The sequence below is a fragment of the Xanthomonas sp. SHU 308 genome (assembly GCF_000364645.1).
GTDB classification, from domain to species: domain Bacteria; phylum Pseudomonadota; class Gammaproteobacteria; order Xanthomonadales; family Xanthomonadaceae; genus Xanthomonas_A; species Xanthomonas_A sontii.
The window spans coordinates 1-18,995 of the sequence record NZ_AQOK01000499.1; the positions used below are offsets into that span (position 1 = coordinate 1).

General features: G+C 70.3%; 16 protein-coding genes and 2 tRNA genes. 10 read left to right on the forward strand and 8 right to left on the reverse strand.

Features of this window, described 5'->3' with window-relative positions; genetic code table 11:
* The 4 genes from D588_RS0115060 to D588_RS0115075 form a co-directional block, all read left to right on the forward strand.
* The coding region (locus D588_RS0115060; protein WP_017916576.1) for an efflux transporter outer membrane subunit at positions 1 to 664 on the forward strand (664 nt) is incomplete at its 5' end.
* Positions 665 to 674: 10 nt separating this feature from the next.
* Positions 675 to 1,856, forward strand: a complete 1,182-nt coding sequence (locus tag D588_RS0115065; RefSeq protein WP_017913465.1) for an efflux RND transporter periplasmic adaptor subunit — start codon at positions 675 to 677, stop codon at positions 1,854 to 1,856.
* Between the two features lie 8 nt (positions 1,857 to 1,864).
* Positions 1,865 to 3,442, forward strand: a complete 1,578-nt coding sequence (locus tag D588_RS0115070) for a DHA2 family efflux MFS transporter permease subunit (protein ID WP_026143748.1) — start codon at positions 1,865 to 1,867, stop codon at positions 3,440 to 3,442.
* Positions 3,443 to 3,685: 243 nt separating this feature from the next.
* Complete coding sequence (locus D588_RS0115075) at positions 3,686 to 5,218, forward strand: GDSL-type esterase/lipase family protein (RefSeq protein ID WP_017916578.1); 1,533 nt, start codon at positions 3,686 to 3,688, stop codon at positions 5,216 to 5,218.
* A gap of 179 nt (positions 5,219 to 5,397) precedes the next feature.
* Here D588_RS0115075 and D588_RS0115080 read toward each other — a convergent pair whose 3' ends face one another.
* Positions 5,398 to 5,745, reverse strand: coding sequence for a helix-turn-helix transcriptional regulator (locus D588_RS0115080; protein WP_017910998.1), 348 nt, complete (start codon positions 5,743 to 5,745; stop codon positions 5,398 to 5,400).
* A gap of 251 nt (positions 5,746 to 5,996) precedes the next feature.
* On the opposite strand from D588_RS0115080, the gene D588_RS0115085 reads away from it, so the two are divergent.
* Entirely contained in the window at positions 5,997 to 6,194 is a 198-nt protein-coding gene (locus tag D588_RS0115085) for a hypothetical protein (RefSeq protein WP_010343993.1), read from the forward strand.
* A 74-nt stretch (positions 6,195 to 6,268) separates the two neighbouring features.
* Here the strand turns inward: D588_RS0115085 and D588_RS0115090 are convergent.
* Both D588_RS0115090 and D588_RS0115095 read right to left on the reverse strand, forming a co-directional pair.
* Positions 6,269 to 6,353, reverse strand: a tRNA-Leu gene (locus tag D588_RS0115090).
* Between the two features lie 96 nt (positions 6,354 to 6,449).
* Positions 6,450 to 6,899, reverse strand: coding sequence for a VirK family protein (locus tag D588_RS0115095; RefSeq protein ID WP_017913462.1), 450 nt, complete (start codon positions 6,897 to 6,899; stop codon positions 6,450 to 6,452).
* A gap of 353 nt (positions 6,900 to 7,252) precedes the next feature.
* Here D588_RS0115095 and D588_RS0115100 point away from each other — a divergent pair.
* From D588_RS0115100 to D588_RS0115120, 5 genes are all read left to right on the forward strand, one after another.
* Positions 7,253 to 7,337: transfer RNA gene (locus tag D588_RS0115100), tRNA-Leu, on the forward strand.
* Positions 7,338 to 7,575: 238 nt separating this feature from the next.
* Entirely contained in the window at positions 7,576 to 9,903 is a 2,328-nt protein-coding gene (rnr, locus tag D588_RS0115105) for a ribonuclease R (RefSeq protein WP_232764307.1), read from the forward strand.
* A gap of 104 nt (positions 9,904 to 10,007) precedes the next feature.
* Positions 10,008 to 10,481, forward strand: coding sequence for a GFA family protein (locus D588_RS0115110; protein WP_017916580.1), 474 nt, complete (start codon positions 10,008 to 10,010; stop codon positions 10,479 to 10,481).
* A gap of 341 nt (positions 10,482 to 10,822) precedes the next feature.
* Positions 10,823 to 11,569, forward strand: a complete 747-nt coding sequence (rlmB, locus tag D588_RS0115115; RefSeq protein ID WP_017913459.1) for a 23S rRNA (guanosine(2251)-2'-O)-methyltransferase RlmB — start codon at positions 10,823 to 10,825, stop codon at positions 11,567 to 11,569.
* A gap of 1,168 nt (positions 11,570 to 12,737) precedes the next feature.
* Complete coding sequence (locus tag D588_RS0115120) at positions 12,738 to 15,650, forward strand: ligand-binding sensor domain-containing diguanylate cyclase (RefSeq protein WP_232764308.1); 2,913 nt, start codon at positions 12,738 to 12,740, stop codon at positions 15,648 to 15,650.
* Positions 15,651 to 15,716: 66 nt separating this feature from the next.
* Here the strand turns inward: D588_RS0115120 and D588_RS0115125 are convergent, their stop codons facing one another.
* From D588_RS0115125 to D588_RS0115145, 5 genes are all read right to left on the reverse strand, one after another.
* Positions 15,717 to 16,145 carry a hypothetical protein gene (locus D588_RS0115125; protein WP_017916582.1) on the reverse strand — a complete coding sequence of 143 codons (429 nt, stop codon included), beginning with the start codon at positions 16,143 to 16,145 and terminating at the stop codon, positions 15,717 to 15,719.
* Between the two features lie 61 nt (positions 16,146 to 16,206).
* Entirely contained in the window at positions 16,207 to 16,539 is a 333-nt protein-coding gene (locus D588_RS0115130; protein WP_017916583.1) for a low molecular weight protein tyrosine phosphatase family protein, read from the reverse strand.
* Positions 16,540 to 16,584: 45 nt separating this feature from the next.
* The gene (gene rnt, locus D588_RS0115135; RefSeq protein ID WP_017911007.1) at positions 16,585 to 17,238 is read right to left on the reverse strand and encodes a ribonuclease T; all 654 of its coding nucleotides are present in this window, start codon (positions 17,236 to 17,238) and stop codon (positions 16,585 to 16,587) included.
* A 41-nt stretch (positions 17,239 to 17,279) separates the two neighbouring features.
* A complete protein-coding gene (locus D588_RS0115140; RefSeq protein ID WP_017916584.1) occupies positions 17,280 to 18,026 on the reverse strand; it encodes a putative DNA-binding domain-containing protein in 747 nt (248 codons plus the stop codon).
* Positions 18,023 to 18,889 (reverse strand): DUF692 domain-containing protein, encoded by an 867-nt coding sequence (locus D588_RS0115145; protein ID WP_017916585.1) that lies wholly within the window; start codon positions 18,887 to 18,889, stop codon positions 18,023 to 18,025. The genes D588_RS0115140 and D588_RS0115145 overlap by 4 nt, the downstream gene beginning before the upstream one ends.
* Between the last annotated feature and the right edge of the window lie 106 nt (positions 18,890 to 18,995).

The window sequence follows — 18,995 nt, forward strand, 5'->3', positions numbered from 1 at the left end:
CCCGCGCCTGCTCGACCCGCAGGCCGCGCGGGTGCCGTCGGTGCTGCCCAGCGACCTGCTCGGCCGCCGGCCCGACGTGGTCGCCGCGCGCTGGCGCGTGGAAGCCGCCTCGCAGGGCATCCATGCGGCCAAGGCGCAGTTCTATCCCAGCATCAATCTGACCCTGCTGGGCGGCGTCGCCGCCACCAATCCGGGCGACCTGTTCAAGAGTTCGTCGGTGCTGGGTCTGCTCAGCCCGGGCGTGAGCCTGCCGCTGTTCGACAGCGGGCGGCTGCGCAGTCAGCTGGCCGAGCGCGATGCGCAGTACGACCTGGCGGTGGCCAACTACAACCAAACCCTGGTGGCGGCGTTGCGCGAGGTGGCCGATCAGGTCAACGCCGCGCGTTCGCTGGCCGAGCAGGCGCAGCAGCAGGCGCAGGCGCTGGAGACGGCGCAGGCCGCCTTCGACCTGTCGCAGCAGCGTTACCGCGCCGGCATCGGCAACTACCTGGACGTGCTCAGCGCGCAACAGCAGTTGCTGGACGCGCAGCAGCGCCTGGCGTCGCTGCAATCCAATCAGATCCTGGTCTCGGTGCGCCTGAATCAGGCGCTGGGCGGCGGCTACGACGCCACCTCCGCCGCCGATGCGCCGAGCTCTTCTTCTTCCGCACCTTCGCATTCCTGAGATCGCTGCAATGAATCAGACAACGACCCCCGCTTCCTCCGCTCCCGCCCCCAGCCGGCGCGGCAAGCTGCTGCGCGGCCTGGCCGTGGTAGTGGTGCTGGTGCTGATCGCGCTGGCGATCTGGTATTTCCTGGTCGGCCGCTGGCACGAGGACACCGACGACGCCTACGTGCAGGGCAACCTGGTGCAGATCACCCCGATGGTGGCCGGTACCGTGGTGCGCATCGACGCCGACGACGGCATGCGCGTGGAGCGCGGCCAGCCGCTGGTCAAGCTCGACCCGGCCGACACCGAGGTCGCCCTGCAGCAGGCCGAGGCCAATCTGGCGCGGACCGTGCGCCAGGTGCGCGGTCTGTACCGCTCGGTCGAGGGCGCCCAGGCCGAACTGTCCGCGCAGCAGGTGACCCTGCAGCGCGCCCGCGCCGACGTCGCCCGCCGCGCCAGCCTGGTCGCCACCGGTGCGATCTCCGCCGAAGAACTGGCGCATGCCCGCGATCAACTGGCCGCCGCCGAAGCCGCGGTCAGCGGCTCGCGCGAGACCCTGGCGCGCAACCGCGCGTTGATCGACGAGAACGGCGTGGCCGACCAGCCCGACGTGCAGGGCGCCGCCGCGCAGGTGCGACAGGCCTTCCTCAACAACGCCCGCAGCGCCATCGTCGCGCCGGTGGCCGGCTATGTGGCGCGGCGCTCGGTGCAGGTCGGCCAGCGCGTGCAGCCCGGCACCGCGCTGATGGCGGTGGTGCCGCTGAACCAGGTGTGGGTGGACGCCAACTTCAAGGAAACCCAGCTCAAGCACATGCGCCTGGGCCAGCCGGTGGAACTGGAGTCGGATGTGTACGGCAGCGCGGTGACCTACCACGGCACCGTGCAGAGCCTGGGCATCGGCACCGGCAGTGCGTTCTCGCTGCTGCCGGCGCAGAACGCCAGCGGCAACTGGATCAAGATCGTGCAGCGCGTGCCGGTGCGCATCGCCATCGACGCCAAGCAGCTGGAGCAGCATCCGCTGCGCATCGGCCTGTCGATGAAGGCCGACGTCAACCTGCATGACCAGAACGGCGCGGTGCTGCCGACCAAGCCGGCCAGCGGCACGCTGCTGGATACCGATGTGTATGCGCAGCAGCTGCAGCAGGCCGATGCGGCCGTGAAGCAGATCATCCACGCCAACCTGCCCGACGCCGCCAAGGCGAACTGAGCCCGGTCATGTCCAACCAAGCTGCCGCTCCCGCCGCGCCCGGGGTTCCGGGCGCACCGGCCGCCGGGTTCCGCCCGGCCAGTGTGGCGTTGTGCACGGTGGGCCTGGCGATGGCCTCGTTCATGCAGGTGCTCGACACCACCATCGCCAACGTCTCGCTGCCCACCATCGCCGGCAACCTCGGCGCCAGTTCGCAGCAGGCGACCTGGGTCATCACCTCGTTCGCGGTCAGCAACGCCATCGCGCTGCCGCTGACCGGCTTCCTCAGCCGCCGTTTCGGCGAAACCAAGCTGTTCGTGTGGGCCACGCTGGCCTTCACCGCGGCCTCGCTGCTGTGCGGCCTGGCCCAGAGCATGGGCATGCTGGTGGTGTCGCGCGCGCTGCAGGGTTTCGTCTGCGGCCCGATGTACCCGATCACCCAGAGCCTGCTGGTGTCGATCTACCCGCGCGAAAAACGCGGCCAGGCGCTGGCCCTGCTGGCGATGATCACCGTGGTCGCGCCCATCGCCGGGCCGATCCTCGGCGGCTGGATCACCGACAACTACAGCTGGGAATGGATCTTCCTGATCAACGTGCCGCTGGGCATCATCGCCGCGACCGTGGTCGGCTCGCAGCTGCGCGATCGTCCCGAGCCGATCGAGCGCCCGCGCATGGATTACGTCGGCCTGATCACCCTGATCATCGGCGTCGGCTGCCTGCAGGTGGTGCTGGACCTGGGCAACGACGAGGACTGGTTCAGTTCGACCAAGATCGTCGTGCTGGCCGCGATCTCGGCGGTGGCGCTGGCGGTGTTCCTGATCTGGGAGCTGACCGACAAGGATCCGATCGTCGACCTGCGGCTGTTCCGCCACCGCAACTTCCGCGCCGGCACCATGGCGCTGATCGTGGCCTATGCGGCGTTCTTCAGCGTGTCGCTGCTGATCCCGCAGTGGCTGCAGCGCGACATGGGCTACACCGCGATCTGGGCCGGCCTGGCCACCGCGCCGATCGGCATCCTGCCAGTGATCATGACCCCGTTCGTCGGCAAGTACGCCTCGCGCTTCGACCTGCGGCTGCTGGCCAGCATCGCCTTCATCTTCATGGCCACCACCAGCTTCATGCGCTCGGACTTCAATCTGCAGGTGGATTTCCCGCATGTGGCCGGGGTGCAGTTGCTGATGGGCGTGGGCGTGGCGCTGTTCTTCATGCCGGTGCTGCAGATCCTGCTGTCGGACCTGGACGGGCGCGAGATCGCCGCCGGCTCCGGCCTGGCCACGTTCCTGCGCACGCTGGGCGGCAGCTTCGCCGCCTCGCTGACCACCTACCTGTGGGCCAAGCGCACGCAGCTGCACCATGCGCACCTGACCGAGCACATCTCCACCTACACGCCGGGCATGCAGGAACAGGTGCTGATGATGGGCAACGGCAGCCTGCAGAACGGCGCGGCGCTGCTCAACAACACCATCAACCACCAGGCCTCGCAGATGGGCTTCAACGACATCTTCTACCTGCTGGGCTGGACCTTCCTCGGGATCATCTTCTTCCTGTGGCTGGCCAAGCCGCCGTTCGGCGGTGGTGGTGGCGCGGCGGCGGCTGGCGGCCACTGAGTCTCGACGGCGGGCACGTCGGCACGGACGGTACCACGACCCGTGCCGTTCCGTGCCGCTGCAATGGTGGTGCGATAGCGGCGCGTGCACGCCATTGCCTGATGGCGTGCCGTCCGGCGCGCCGCACCAGGGCATGCCAAGTGACATGCGTGCCCGGCGTCGCGCTCCGGCGCCGGGACACTTGCCGCTGTCGCGGCCTGCGCACCAGAATGCGGCTCTTCGCAGGCTTCGGCAGCCCCGCACATGCAGCGCTTTCTTCGCGCCTTCGGCGCCCGCTTCGCCGCATCGCTTCCGCGCGCGGCCGTCCTCGTACTGCTATGTCTTGGTGCGCACCCGGACCATGCGCAGGCCGCGCCGCCGCCGGCGGCCTCGCCGGTGCCGGTGACCCCGGCCGACCGCCTGCATGAGGCCTGGTGGGCCGAGCGCCACCAGCAGGTGCTGGCGCAGGTGCGTGCGCACCCGGATGCACCGCTGCTGCTGATCGGCGATTCGATCACCCAGAACTACGAGAAGGCGCAGGCACCGGACGAAGACTTCCAGTCGACCTGGCAGACCTTCTACGGCAGCCGCGGCGCGCTCAACCTCGGCTTCAGCGGCGACGCCACCGAACACGTGCTGTGGCGTCTGCAGCACGGCGAGGTCGACGTCCTGCGGCCCAAGGTTGCGGTCCTGCTGATCGGTACCAACAACACCGGCCACGAAGGGCACAGCGCGGCGGACACGGTGCGCGGGATCGATGCGGTGGTCGCCACGCTGGAGCAGCGCCTGCCGCGCACCCGCATCCTGTTGCTCGGCCTGCTGCCCAGCGCACTGTCGGCGCAGAAGAGTGCGCGCGACGCCGAGGTCAACCGCGCGCTGGCGGTGCGTTACGGCGACAATCCGCGTGTGGCCTACCTGGACATCGGCACCGTGTTCCAGCGCGTCGACGGCACGCTGGACCCGAGCCTGTTCTACGATCCGCGGCAGCGTCCCGGCAGTGGCGCGCTGCATCCGGACACGCGTGGACAGCGGCGCATGGCCGAGGCCATCGAGCCGACCCTGGCGCGGCTGCTCGACGAGGCGCCGCGGGTGCCGCTGGACGCGATGACCGACGTCGACACCGCGCGCATCGCGGTGCCCTGGCTGGAGCAGGATTCCTACGACTGGTACGGCCGCCACCATGCCGCGCTGGACGCCGCGCGGCAGTTGCAGCCGCAGGTGGTGATGCTCGGCGACTCGATCACCCATTTCTGGGCGGGCGCGCCGCAGGCGATCCGGGTGAATGGCGCGCAGGCCTGGCAGCGCACCTTCGGCGACGCGCGGGTGCTGAACCTGGGCTTCGGCTGGGACCGCACCCAGAACGTGCTGTGGCGGCTGCGCCAGGGCGAGATCGACGGCCTGGCGCCGCGCTGGGTGGTGATCAACCTCGGCACCAACAACCTCGCCGGCACCGAGCATGCGCGCGCCAACACGCCGCAGGAGACCGCCGACGGCGTGGCGGCGGTGGTCGCCGAGATCCGGCGGCGCCTGCCACGCAGCCGGATCGTGCTGATGGGCATCTTCCCGCGCGGCTTCGCCGCCGATGCGCCGCAGCGTGCGCCGATCCTGCAGACCAACCGCCTGCTGGCCGCGCGCTTCGCCCACGACCCGCAGGTGCGCTGGCTCGACATCGGTGCGCGCTTCCTGCAGCCGGACGGCACGCTGCCGGCGGCGCTGATGCCCGATGGCACCCATCCCAGCGAAGCGGGCTACGCGATCTGGGGCGAGGCGCTGCGCACGCTCGGCGTCGGCGGCTGAAGAGCGTCTCGAACATCACGCGTGCCGCGACTCAGCGGGAAGCGTGGTCGTCCTCGTAAGAGCGGCTTCAGCCGCGACGGGCATGCCGGTAGGGTTTGGTCGCGGCTGAAGCCGCTCCTGCGAACGACATCCCGTCGTTACTGGCGATGCCCGAACGCCACACGCGCCGCCAGTGTGACTCAGCCGTTGTCCGGCTTGAGCAATTCCAGCACGGCTTCGCGGCGCCGCACCGAGGCGTTGCGATAGCGCGCGAGCAGGGCGCGCTCCTGCGCGTCCTGTGCCAGCAACGGATAGTCGGCGGGCAGGTCCTGCACACGCTTGCCTGGACCGACGCCGCACACCAGTTCGTCGAGCGAGCGGTTCAGCACGCTGCGCAGCGTCGGCAACAGGCGGAAGCTCGGCGTTTCGCGGTCGTTCTCCCAGGCCGACACCGAGGACTTGGTGACGTCCAACGCGAAGCCCAACTGCTCCTGGGTGAGCCCGGCGGCTTTTCTGGCTTCGCGCAAACGCTCGCCGAAGCTATTCATCGCGGTGGGCCTTGGGGGACGGCGGGCCTACCAAGATATGGAGCATCCGCCGGCTTGTCGTACAGTCACGCTTGACTCCAATTGTTCGGAGATTCAATACTCGTGCGGTGCGGAATGCACGGACGCGCGAGGATGCGCATGCAGGACATGGAGGTTGTGGACACAAGGGTGTCGGCGCCGCGGTGCGCCGCCGCCATGCATCGGCCGATCGCGGCACGACGCGGCGCCTGCCGGTACATGGGGGAGGGCGCATGGCCACCTACGAAGTGAGACTCCGGCGCGTCGCGCAACTGGAGCCGTCCTTGCAGGTGCTGGTGCATGCCGCCAATGCCTACCTGGCCGCGCGTGCGGCCGAACGCCACAACCCGGGCTACCGTGCCTACAAGGTGGCGGTGTGGGTGAAGGGCGTGCGCGTGGACATCGGTCCGTTGCGTCCGCCGCAGCGCTGAGCGCCGCGGCCTGCGCGCAGCCAACAAAAAACCCGCCGAAGCGGGTTTTGAGATCTTGCTCGACCTGTCGGTCGTGGTGCCCAGGAGAGGACTCGAACCTCCACGGTTTTACCCGCTAGTACCTGAAACTAGTGCGTCTACCAATTCCGCCACCTGGGCAACTCAGAACGAGAATTGTGCGCGTGGCAGCAGACGCTGTCAAGCGTTTTGCGACGGCGGCAGTGCAGCGCCGTCGCGGACGCGTCGGTGGCGACCTCAGTAGCCGACGTTGAAGCGCAGGCCCTGGTTGATCGCGCAGCGGTAGCCGAGGGTGCTGCCGGTCTGCTGGTAGCTGGGCAGGGCGAACACGAACATGGTGAAGTCCACGGTGTTGTCCGGATGCACCTGGTAGCGCAGGAACTGCTGGATCGGCTTGCCGTCGCGGCCGACGGTCACGTGCTCGTCGGCGAAGGACAGGGTGCCGTCGGCGGTGACGCGGTAGGCGCCGATGCGCAGGCCGCCGCGGGTCTGGCTCGGGGTGGCGCCGCCGGAGGTGGGCGTGCACTGGCTCAGGTCGATCGCCACGGCGACCGAGGCGCCGCTGTCCAGGGCGCGCTGGATCTCGGTGAGGGAATTGAGCGTGGCGTCGTCGGCGCCTGCGGCGGAGGCGCTGGTGGCGCTGGCGAACAGGGCGGCGGCGAGCAGGGAAGCGGACAGGCTGTGCATGGGGGAGGCTCCGGAGCGTGGGGGAGGGCGACGGATTGCCGGATGCAAGCTAGCGGGGCGCCGATCCGGGTCAACCGACAAAATCGCGAACTTCCGCTGCCGTCACGCCGGATCTTCGAAGCGGGTCCGCTTGTGACAGCGCTGTGTCGGAATCGGCATCGCGCATGCGGTTTCCCGCCGAATCCGCGCACCGCCGAAGCGTGCGCGCGTGCACAGCCGCGCGGCGGTTGGCACGTGCGCGGCACCGCTGCGTGCCGCGGTCGGATCGCGTCATCGATGCCGGCAATCGAGAGCGGCGCAAAAATAGGCGTTGACAAGGTCGCGGCGGCACCGCAGAATTCGCGGCCTTCAGCGCCCAGGTGGCGGAATTGGTAGACGCACTAGTTTCAGGTACTAGCGGGTAAAACCGTGGAGGTTCGAGTCCTCTCCTGGGCACCACATGCAAGATCGCGAGAGCGCTGAACTCTCGCACCGACCGGCCCGCTGACGCGGGCTTCGTCGTTTCTGGGGCGCACGTTCGCCGCGGCGCGCCGCCCGGTTCGGGTGACGGCCACCTGCATGGGAGTACCATGCGCGGATGACAACTCGCAAAAGCAAGTCCGGCAAGCCCGGCAAATCCGCGTCCGGCGACGCGCCCACCTCCGATACGCCGAAGAAATCGCGTCTGCCGGCCTGGATGCCCAGCTTCCTGCGCCGTGGCCCCAAGCCGCCGCTGCAACCGCTGCACCCTCCGTCGCCGCCGCCGGCGGCCGCGCCCGACACTGCCGCGCCGATCCACGACCCCTATGCCGCACGCGAGGCCGAGCGCTATGCGCAGCCGATCGCCAGCCGCGAGGCGATCCTGCAACTGCTCGAACGCTGCGACGGTCCGCAGACCCTGGACGAACTGGCCGAACAGCTCGGCCTGACCGAGCCGACGCGCAAGGAAGCGCTGAGCAAGCGCCTGGGTGCGATGCTGCGCGAGGCCCAGGTCGTGCAGAACCGCCGCGGCGGCTACGCGCCGCTGCAGCAGACCAACCTGATCCCCGGCGTGGTGATCGCCAATCCGGACGGCTTCGGCTTCCTGCGCCCGGACGAGGGCGGCGACGACCTGTTCCTGCCGCCGTACGAAATGCGCAAGGTGCTGCATGGCGACCGCGCGCTGGCCAACGTCACCGGCATCGACCGCCGCGGCCGCCGCGAGGGCAGCATCGCGCGCGTGCTCGAGCGCGGCCTGACTCGGATGATCGGCCGCTTCAGCCTGGAAGCCGGCATCGCCTTCGTGGTGCCCGACGACAAGCGCATCCAGCGTAATGTGCAGATCCCCGCCGACGCCGTCGGCGAGGCCCGCGACGGGCAACTGGTGGTGTGCGAACTCACCTCCGCGCCGGATGCGCGGCGCCCGCCGATCGGCAAGATCATCGCCGTGCTGGGCGACAAGCTGACCCCGTCGCTGCTGGTGGAAGCGGCGATCCACGGCCACGAGCTGCCCTACGAGTTCCCGCAAGAGGTACTGGACGAAGCCGCGGCGGTGCCGCTGACGGTGGAGCCGGCGGCGATCAAGGGCCGCGTGGACCTGCGGCAGACGCCGCTGGTGACCATCGACGGCGCCGATGCCAAGGACTTCGACGATGCGGTGTTCTGCGAGTCCAACGCCGACGGGTTCCGCCTGGTGGTGGCGATCGCCGACGTCTCGCACTACGTGCGTCCGGGCACGCCGCTGGACACCGAGGCGGTCAAGCGCGCGACCTCGGTGTATTTCCCCGGTTTCGTGGTGCCGATGCTGCCGGAGACGCTGTCCAACGGCATCTGCTCGCTCAACCCCAAGGTCGACCGCATGTGCTTCGTCTGCGACATGCAGATCGACCGCCAGGGCGAGGTGGCCGGTGCGCGCTTCTACGAGGCGGTGATGAACTCGCACGCGCGGCTCACCTACGAACAGGTGTGGCAGGCGGTCGGCGAAAAAGACGAGCAGGTGCGCAAGGACGTGGCGGCGGTGCTGCCGCAGCTGGAGCGGCTGCATCAGCTCTACCAGATCCTGGCCAAGGCGCGCGCGCGCCGCGGCGCGATCGAGTTCGAGACCGCGGAAGTGCGCTTCGTGCTCGACAACACCGGCGAGGTGACCCAGGCCGGCATGCTGATGCGCAACGACGCGCACAAGCTGATCGAGGAATGCATGATCGCCGCCAACGTGGCCGCGGCGCGCTACCTGCTGGAAACGCATATTCCGGCGCCGTTCCGCGTGCACGAGCGCCCGCCGGAATCCAAGTACGCCGACCTGCTGGAGTTCCTCAAGGAGTTCAAGCTGAGCCTGCCGGCGTGGAGCAAGGTGGTACCGGGCGACTACACCAAGCTGCTGAAGAAGGTGCGCGAGCGTCCGGACGCGGCGCTGCTGGAATCGGTGCTGCTGCGCAGCCAGAGCATGGCGGTGTACTCGCCCGACAACGCAGGCCACTTCGGCCTGGCGCTGGAGGCGTACGCGCACTTCACCTCGCCGATCCGCCGCTATCCGGACCTGCTGGTGCATCGCGCGATCAAGTACGCGCTGACCCGCGGCGCGCCGGACAAGTACCTGTACGCGCCGCGCGCGATGGCGGCGTTGGCGCTGCAGTGCTCCGAGCGCGAGCGCCGCGCCGACGAGGCCGAGCGCGAGGTCGACGAGCGCTACCGCGCCGCGTGGATGGAGAAGCACGTCGGCGGGCAGTTCGACGGCGTGGTCAGCGGCGTCACCAGCTTCGGCCTGTTCGTCGAGCTGGACCAGTCCAAGGTCAACGGCCTGATCCACGTGACCCAGTTGCCGCAGGACTATTACCACTTCGACGCCACCCGCAAGACCTTGACCGGCGAGCGCCGCGGGCGCGAGTTCCGCCTTGGCGACCGCGTACGCATCCTGGTGCTGAAGGCGAGCATGGAAGAGCGCAAGATCGACTTTCGCCTGGTCGAGGAAGGCTCGTCGGCGCATGACGAGTTGCCGCCGCCGCCACCGCGTGGGCAGCCGGCCAAGCGCAAGAAAAAGAAGTACTGACGGCGCAGCGTCGCGGCGAACCGCCTGGCGGCCGCCGCGATCGCACTTCCCGTGCGTCGTGCGGGAGGTCACCTGCGCGATGCGGTTCGCAGCGGAGAGCGGATATGGAGCAGGAGCAGGAGTACAGCGGCGGTTGCCAGTGCGGTGCGGTGCGTTTCCGCGTGCGTGGGCGGCTGCACGACGCCTCGATCTGCCATTGCCGGATGTGCCAGAAGGCGTTCGGCGCCTACTACGCGCCGCTGGTCTCCACCCGTGGCGCGGACCTGACCTGGACCCGCGGCGCGCCCAGGCGCTTTGCCTCGTCCAACCTGGTGCAGCGCGGCTTCTGCGCCGACTGCGGCACGCCGCTGACCTACGAGGCACCGGATGGCGTCGCCATCGCGGCCGGCGCCTTCGACCATCCGGAGGCCTCGCCGCCGACCATCCAGTACGGCATCGAGGCGAAGCTGCCATTCGTGGACGCGCTGCATCGCCTGGCGGCGATCCGCACCGAAGGCGATCTGGCCGCCGCGCCGTTCCTGGCCGATGTCGTCTCGCGCCAGCATCCGGACCACGACACCGAGCGCTGGCCGGTCTGAGCTGCGACTGACAGTGCCGACCTCGCGCGGCGCGTTGTCGGGAGATCGCTGGCGACCTCGGGAATCGGTCGCGCCAGGCAACTGGCCGGTGTTCCCGACGTCATCGCGTCGGGACTGAAGTCCCTCCCACAAGGCCGCGCCGCGCCTTGTCTGGATGGCGCTGCGCCGTTGGTCTTGCTGTCGCGACACGCAGGCCCCGGGCATCGCAGGAAAGTGCGACGTCACGGCCAAGCCGCTTCTACCAATCCCCAATCCCGAATCCCCAATCCCGGCCCCCAAGGCATGACGCCAGCGGCCACAACCCCTAACATGCCCGCTTTCCTTACGCGTAGTCCCGTCTCATGAGCAAGCAGAACCAGTGGATCGTCGGCGTCAATGCCGTGGCCTCGTCGATCGAGAACGACGCGGACAACGTGCGCGAGGTGCTGGTGGAAGCGGGCAGCAAGAATCCGCGTCTGCAGGAGATCGAGGAGAACGCGCGGCGCAAGGGCATCGACGTGCGGCGGGTGAACACGCAGGCGCTGGACGGTGTCGGCGGCTCGGTGCGGCACCAGGGCGTGGCCGCGCGTTATGCCGCGGCGCGGACCTGGGCCGAGAGCGAGCTGGAAGGCCTGGTCAGCGCCGCCGAAGGCCGCGCGCTGCTGCTGGTGCTCGACGGTGTGCAGGATCCGCACAACCTCGGCGCCTGCCTGCGCAGTGCCGCCGCGGCCGGGGTGACCGCGGTGGTGATTCCCAAGGACAAATCGGCGCCGGTCAACGCCACCGTGCGCAAGACCTCGGCCGGCGCCGCCGACCGCCTGCCGATCGTGGCGGTGACCAACCTGGCGCGCTGCCTGCGCGAGCTGCAGAAGCAGGGCGTGTGGATCTACGGCCTGGCCGGCGAGGCCGAGACCTCGCTGTACGCGCAGGACCTGCGCGGCAACGTGGCGCTGGTGCTGGGCGGCGAGTCCGACGGCCTGCGCCGGCTGACCCGCGAGCATTGCGATGGCCTGGTGCGGATCCCGATGCCGGGCGAGATCGAGAGCCTCAACGTCTCGGTCGCCGCCGGCGTGACCCTGTTCGAAGCGGTACGGCAGCGCCTGGGCTGAGCGCCCGGTGCATTGATGCCGCGGTTGTGAAGCCGTCGGCGCCTCCTCATGCCTGGAGCAAGCAAAGCCCCTCTCCCCCCCGGGGGAGGGGTTGGGGTGAGGGTGCGGGGCGAAGCCTTCGCGCATCAGGACAGCACCAGACTTCGCCCGCACCCTTGTCCGCCGCCGCGATCGATGTCTTCCCAGACTTCGCCCGTACCCTCATCCGCCCCTTCGGGGCACCTTCTCCCGACGGGAGAAGGGAGCGCGCTGCGCCTGAAGCCCCTCTCCCCGCGGGAGAGGGGTTGGGGTGAGGGTACGGGGCGAAGCCATCGCGCATCAGAACGACACCAGGCTTCGCCCGCGCGCTTGTCGCCGCTGCGATCGATGTTTTCCCAGGCTTCGCCCGTACCCTCATCCGCCCCTTCGGGGCACCTTCTCCCGACGGGAGAAGGGGAGCGCGTGGCGCCTGGAGCCACTCTCCCCCCGGGAGAGGGGTTGGGATGAGGGTGCGGGGCGAAGCCATCGCGCATCAGAACGACACCAGGCTTCGCCCGCACCCTTGCCCGCCGCCGCGATCGATATCTCCCCAGGCTTCGCCCGTACCCTCATCCGCCCCTTCGGGGCACCTTCTCCCGACGGGAGAAGGGGAGCGCGTGGCGCCTGGAGCCCCTCTCCCCGCCGGGAGAGGGGTTGGGGTGAGGGGGGGCGAAGCCATCGCGCATCAGACGACACCAGGCTTCGCCCGCGCGCTTGTCCGCCGCTGCGATCGATGTTTTTTCAGGCTTCGCCCGTACCCTCATCCGCCCCTTCGGGGCACCTTCTCCCGATGGGAGAAGGGAGCGTGCCGCGATGGAATTCTGGTGGTGCCGTCCTCTGCAAAGTCCGCTCCGGCTTAACCGCCGCGCAATCTTCACGCGTCCTTTTCCCGCAGCCTGCTACGGCCTCCACCCGCAGCGACGCTTTTTTGCCTACCATGGGCGCTCGTCCCGTGTTCCGCTCCGGTAATGAGTCTGTGTCGCCCCCGTCCCCTTGACGCTGGACCCCCGCGCCAGGGTCCTGTCGCGCCCCGCCTGCGTCGGATCGGGTCGGGACAGTGAACGTCGCCAGGGGGAGGGGGGAGACGGCGTTCGCACGCGACCGCGGGCGCGCGTGGCCGGTGCTGCTGTTCTTGCTGCTGGCATTGGGCGTGGCGTGGCGCGCCGTGGCCGCCGATGGTGGCGCAGACGGGGTGCCGCCGCTACGCGACTACGCGATCGATTCCTGGACCTCGCGCAACGGCCTGCCGCACAACTCCCTGCGCGATCTGGCGCAGACCCCGGACGGCCGCCTGTGGTTCGCCACCTGGGAAGGGCTGGTGCGCTACAACGGCCTGGACTTCGCCGTCATCGACCGCAGCACCCGCCCGGGCCTGCCCGACAACGGCGTGGGCTCGCTGTACGTGGACCGCGCCGGCGCGCTGTGGCTGAGCGATTCGCGCGGCAATCTCGGCCGCCACGATGCGGCCGGCAACTGGCGCTTCTGGCGGCAGCCGCCGGGCTGGCCGCATGCGCTGATCCACGCCATGACCCAGGACCGCGACGGCCGCATGTGGCTGCTGTTCGAAGGCAACGGCCTGGGCTGCCTGTGGCCGGACGGTCGCTTCGATTACCAGCCGGCGCCGCGCGACCTGCCGTTGGCGGCGAGTTTCCCGCACCTGGCCGCCGACGATCAGGGGCGCATCTGGATCGGCAGTCTCGATGGCCTGCTGTACCGCGACCCGCAGGGTGTGCTGCGGCGCGCGCCGGCCGCGTTCGGCCTGCCGCCGGGGCTGGCCTGGCCGTATCGGGCACCGGACGGCTCGCTGTGGCTGGTGGCCGGCGAGAACCTGTACCGACTGCAGGGCGAGCAGGCGGTGCTGGTGCAGCACCTGCCGGGCTATGGCCATTTCACCTCGATGCTGCGCGACCGCGATGGCGCGATCTGGCTGGGCACCGAGAACCAGGGACTGCTGCGGATCAGTGTGCACGGCATCGAGCGCATGCTGCCGGGCGACGTGCTGCCCAACGGGCGCATCGTCAGCCTGCTGCAGGACGCCGAGGGCAGCATCTGGATCGGCGCCAATGGCGGCTTGTTCCGGCTGCGCGAGACGCTGTTCGCCGGCTACACCCGCCGCGACGGACTCAGCGGCGACTACGTGCGCGCGCTGCTGGAGACGCCGGACGGCGCACTGTGGATCGGCAGCGCCGCCGGGCTGGACCGGATGGCGCCGGATGGCCGCATCGCCCCGGTTGCGCTGCGCGACGCGCCATCGGTCCTGAGCCTGGCGCGCGGCCGCGACGGCGACCTGTGGATGGGCACCTACGCCGACGGCGTGTTCCGCCTGCGCGACGGCCGCGTCGTGCGCCACTACGGAACCAACGAGGGCTTGCCCAGCGGGCAGGTGCGTGCGCTCAGCGTCGATGCCGCTGGGACGGTCTGGATCGGCACGCGCAGCGGGGTGATGCGCATCGACGGCGACCGGCTGTCGGTGCCGGACGTGCCCGGCTTGCCGCACGGCCTGATCACCGCCCTGGCCAGCGTCGACGGCGCGCTGTGGATCGGCTCGGTCGAAGGCGCGGCGGTACTGCGTGACGGCCAGGTGCGGAAGCTGGCGCTGGAACCGCTGGGCGGCGCGCGCACCGTGTTCGGATTCCAGGCGTTGGGCCGCGATGTGTGGATTTCCACCGACCGCGGCCTGCACCGCGACCGCGACGGCCAACTGGCGCGGGTGGGGCTGGAGCAGGGCATGCCGGTGGACACGGTGTTCCAGCTGGTCCGCGACCGCCTCGGCAACGTCTGGATCAGCAGCAACCGCGGCGTGCTGCGGACCACCGCGGCGGCGCTGGACGCGGTCGCCGACGGCCGCCAGGCGCGGTTGCAGGTGAGCCGTTACGACGAGATCGACGGCATGTCCAACGCCCAGGGCAATGGCAGCTCCGGGCCGTCGATGATCCTGCGCCATGACGGTACGGTGTGGCTGGTCACCGCCGGCGGCGTCAGCATGGTCGATCCGCGGCGCCTGGCGCGCTTCCGCGATCGCCTGCCGCCGCCGGCGGCGATCGAGAGCGTGTTGCTGGATGGCCAGCCCTTCCCCTGGCAGAACATGTCGCAACTGCCCGGCGCCAAGCGCATCACCGTGTCCTATGTCGGCCTCAGCTATCTGCTGCCCGAGCGTATCCGCTACCGCACCCGGCTCGACGGCCTGGACACCGGTTGGATCGATCGCGGCAACCAGCGCAGCGTGGAGTTCATCGGGCTGCCGCCGGGCGACTACACCCTGCACGTGGCCGCGGCGCATCCGGACGGCGCCTGGAGCACCCGCGAAGCCGTGTGGCGCTTCAGCGTGGCGCCGCTGTGGTGGCAGCGGCACAGCGTCCATGCGGCGGCCGCGGTGGCGCTGCTGCTGGCGCTGGTGCTGCTGTACCGCTACCTGATCGCGCGCTACAAGCGTCGCGCCCTGCGCCTGGAGCGGCTGGTGGCGCGGCGCACCAGCGCGCTGCGGCTGCAGACCGAGCGCCTGCTGCAGGCCGATGCCGAGAAGAGCCAGTTGCTGGCGGAATTGCAGCGCCAGGCCACCGCGTTCGAGCGCCTGGCGCACGAGGATGCGCTGACCGCGTTGCCCAACCGGCGCCACTTCGACGAGGTGCTGGTGCACAGCATGCAGCGCGCACAGCGCAGTGGCGCGCCGCTGTGCCTGTTGGTGATGGACATCGACCGCTTCAAGCAGATCAACGATGGCTACTCGCATGCCACCGGCGATGCGGTGCTGCGCGAAGTCGGGCAACTGCTGCTGAGCGCCTGCCGCGCCTCCGACCTGCCGGCGCGCCTGGGTGGCGAAGAGTTCGCGGTGCTGCTCGGCGACACGCCGCTGGCCGACGCCGAGCGCCTGGCCACGCGCCTGCGCGACCTGTTCCATGCACGCCTGCAGTGGGCGCCCGAGGCGCCGGCGCTGCGCGTCACCTTCAGCGCCGGCCTGGTCGCGCTGCGCCCGGACGACACGCCGAGCCAGTGGCTGGAGCGCGCCGATGGCGCGCTGTACCGGGCCAAGGGCATGGGGCGCGATCGGGTGTGCGTGGGCTGAGAAACGCGGGTGGCCTGTCGTTGGGCGCTGCCCTTGGCGGCGGCGTGCAGCGTTGACGCGAGCGTTTCAGTGCGCGTCCTGGTCGTCCACTCTCTCCAGTGCCACCTGCGCCGCCTCGCGGGTATCCGCAGATTCCGAGCGCAACGACAGGGCCAGCCCGGTGCGCATGGTCGGATCCGCGAAGGCGGCGGCCAGCTGGGTGACCCAGTAGCGGCTGCCGTCGGACAGCAGGGGATCTTCCAGCGCCTCCCGGATTGCGACGATGGCCTCGCCGCGGCTGCAGGCATGGAACAGGTCTTCGACCAGCGGATAGACGCCCCAGCCGTCGCCCTTGCCGAAGGAGCGCAGGAACAGCGGCAGCGCGGCGTGGTCCGGAGCGGCGAGGAATAGGCGTCGCGCCGCGTCATAGGCGTCGATCAGGTCCTGGGTGAGGTGGTCGTCGTCGGGCAGCGGTTGCTGCGCGCGCAGGAAGGTCAGGGCGTCGGTCTTGTTCACTGGAAGGGTGATCGTTCGTGGGGGGGCGTCTGCGCGCTGGGTGCGGCGGGCGAGCACAGGATCAGCGCGCGGGCAGGTGCCGCGACACCTTCGCGGTCAGCAGCTGCACCAGCGCCGGATCCATGTAGGCGAAGTCGTCGGGGATGTCGAGGCAGACAATGCGTGCGCGGCCGAGATGGCGCTTGAACCGCCGCGACAGCTTGTTCCGATGCGCCGGTTCCATGACGAAGACGATGTCCGCCCACTCCAGCAGTTCCGGGGTGATTGGGGTGTCCGCGTCGTGGTCGACGCCGGCCGAGGCGGTTTCCACGCCGGGCCAGGTGGCGAACACCTGTTCGGCGGTGGGGCTGCGCAGCCGGTTGCGGCTGCACACGAACAGCAGGTGGCGGGTCATGCGAGCGGCTGGCGGCGCGCGCGTGCCTTGCAATCCATGCCGCGGCTATGGCGCCGCGCCGACCGGTGGGGCCGGCCAGGCGTTGGCGATCTTGCAGAACAGGCGCGCGGTCTGCTCGGTGTCGTAGACCGCGCTGTGCGCGTCGGCGGCGTTCCAGTCGAAGCCGGCGGCCTGCACCGCGCGCGCCAGCACGGTCTGGCCGTAGGCGATGCCGGCGAGGGTGACGGTGTCGAACACGCTGAAGGGATGGAACGGGTTGCGCTTGTGGCCGCAGCGGGCGACCGTGGCGTTGAGGAAGTTGAGATCGAAATGGGCGTTGTGGCCGACCAGGATGGCGCGCTGGCACCCGTACTTCTTCACCGCCGCGCGCACCGGCGCGAACACATGGTCCAGCGCCTCGCGTTCGGGCTTGGCGAAGCGGAACGGATGGTCCAGGACGATGCCGGTGACCTCCAGCGACTTCGGATCGATCAGGGTGCCGGGCGCCGGCACCACGTGCGCGCTGGCGGTGACGCCGGGATAGAGCTGGCCGAAATCGTCCATCTCGATCGGCACCACCGCGATCTCCAGCAGCGCATGCTTGTTCCAGTCGAAACCGCCGGTTTCCACGTCCACCACCACGGGCAGATAGCCCCGGAAACGCCGCGACATCGGGGTGATGACCAGGGGTTGCGAGGGACTGTCGACCGAATCGTTCATCCGCCAAGGTTAGCAGAGCGCGGCCGCCGGCCGCCGCGGTGTCACTCGGGCAAACGCGTGCCGAGCACGCTGCCCTGCGCGCGCAGCCGTTCCAGCAGGGCCGCGCCCTCGTCCAGCAGGGCGCCAGGCGCAAGGCCGTGCGCGGCGGCCAGATCCAGCAGCAGTGCGCGTCCGCTGCGCGTGCCGGACTGCAGCGCCGCCAGCACGGCATAGGCCAGCGGCGCCAGTTCGGCGAAGCGCACCTGGCCGTCGGCCTCGCGCCGCGCCAGCAGACAGGTCGGCTGCGCTGGTGCCGTGTCCGGCTGCCAGGCCGGGCCGATGCGCTGCACCGGCCAGCGGTAGCGCAACAGGCGCAGCCACGGCGACAGCAGCGGGATGCCGTCGAGCAGGTCGCCGCGCGGATCGTGCGGCGGCAGCGCCGCATCGTCGATCTGCACTTGCAGTTCCACGGTCTCGTAGTGCGCCAGTTCGGCCAGCCAGGGACGCTGCGGATCGGGTGCGCGCTGCGCCAGGAACGCCACCAGTTCCTCGCCCAGACGCGGGTACAGCGGGGTGCGAGCGCGGTGTTCGGCGCAGAACGCACGCAGCAGCGCCGCCCAGTCGGCGTCGCCGAGGGTGGCGTGGAGCACCGGGAACTGGCCGCTCAGCAGCTGCGCCAGATTGTCGAAGAACAGGGCGCGGTACACCGCCAGGCGCTGCGGCGGGATATCGGCCGGCGGCGGGTGTCGCTGCGGATCGCGCAGATGCAGGGTCAGCGCGAACTGCTGCGCGCGCAGTGTCTCGCTCATGCGTCGGGCGACGGCGCATGCGCCTGTGCGGCGCGGATGCACTGCACTTCGTCGAGCAGCTCGCCCAGTGGCGGGAACTGGCCGTCGCGCTCGAGCACGGTGGGACGCACGCCGTGCAGGCGGTAGGCGGCGGCAAGCAGGTCCCACACCGGGTCGGCCACCGGCGCGGCGTGGGTGTCGATCTTCAGCCCGCTGGCCGGGTCGTCGCGGTGGCCGGCGACGTGGTACGAGGCGATGCGTGCGCTGGGCAGGGCGGCGAGGAAGGCCAGCGCGTCGTCGCCGTGGTTGCTGGCGTTGACGTGCACGTTGTTGACGTCCAGCAGCAGGTCGCAGTCGGCCTCGGCCAGCACTGCGGTCACGAAGGCGGCTTCGCTCATCGTCTGGCTAGGTGCGGCGTAGTAGGAGACGTTTTCCACCGCGATGCGCCGGCCCAGCGCGTCCTGCACCTGGGCGATGCGCGCGCCGACGTGGCGCACCGCCTCGTCGGTGAACGGCAGCGGCAGCAGTTCGTAGAGCTGGCCGTCGTCGGCGCTGTAGCTGAGGTGTTCGCTGTACAGCGCGATCCGGTGCCGGTCGAGGAACTGCCGGGTCTGCTGCAGCAGGGTGGTGTCCAGCGCCGCCACGCCGCCAAGCGACAAGGACAGGCCGTGGCAGCTGAGCGGATGCCGCGCGCTCAGCGTCTGCAGCAGTTCCCCGGGGCGGCCGCCGACGCCGATCCAGTTGTCCGGTGCGCATTCGAGGAAGTCGAACGCGTCCGCCGGCGCCTGCAGCAGGTCCTGCAGCAGGCCGCGGCGCAGGCCGAGGCCGGCGCTGGCCGCGGCCAGCGGCCGGGCGTCGTACCGGGGTGGTTCAGAGGCTGCCACCGCATTTGCCCTCGCCGCACTTGCCTTCGGCCATGGCCTTGTCGTCGTGCTTGGCCTGGGGCGTGGCGGCGCCGCCGGCCGCCGCGGGCTTGGCAGGCGTCGCCGC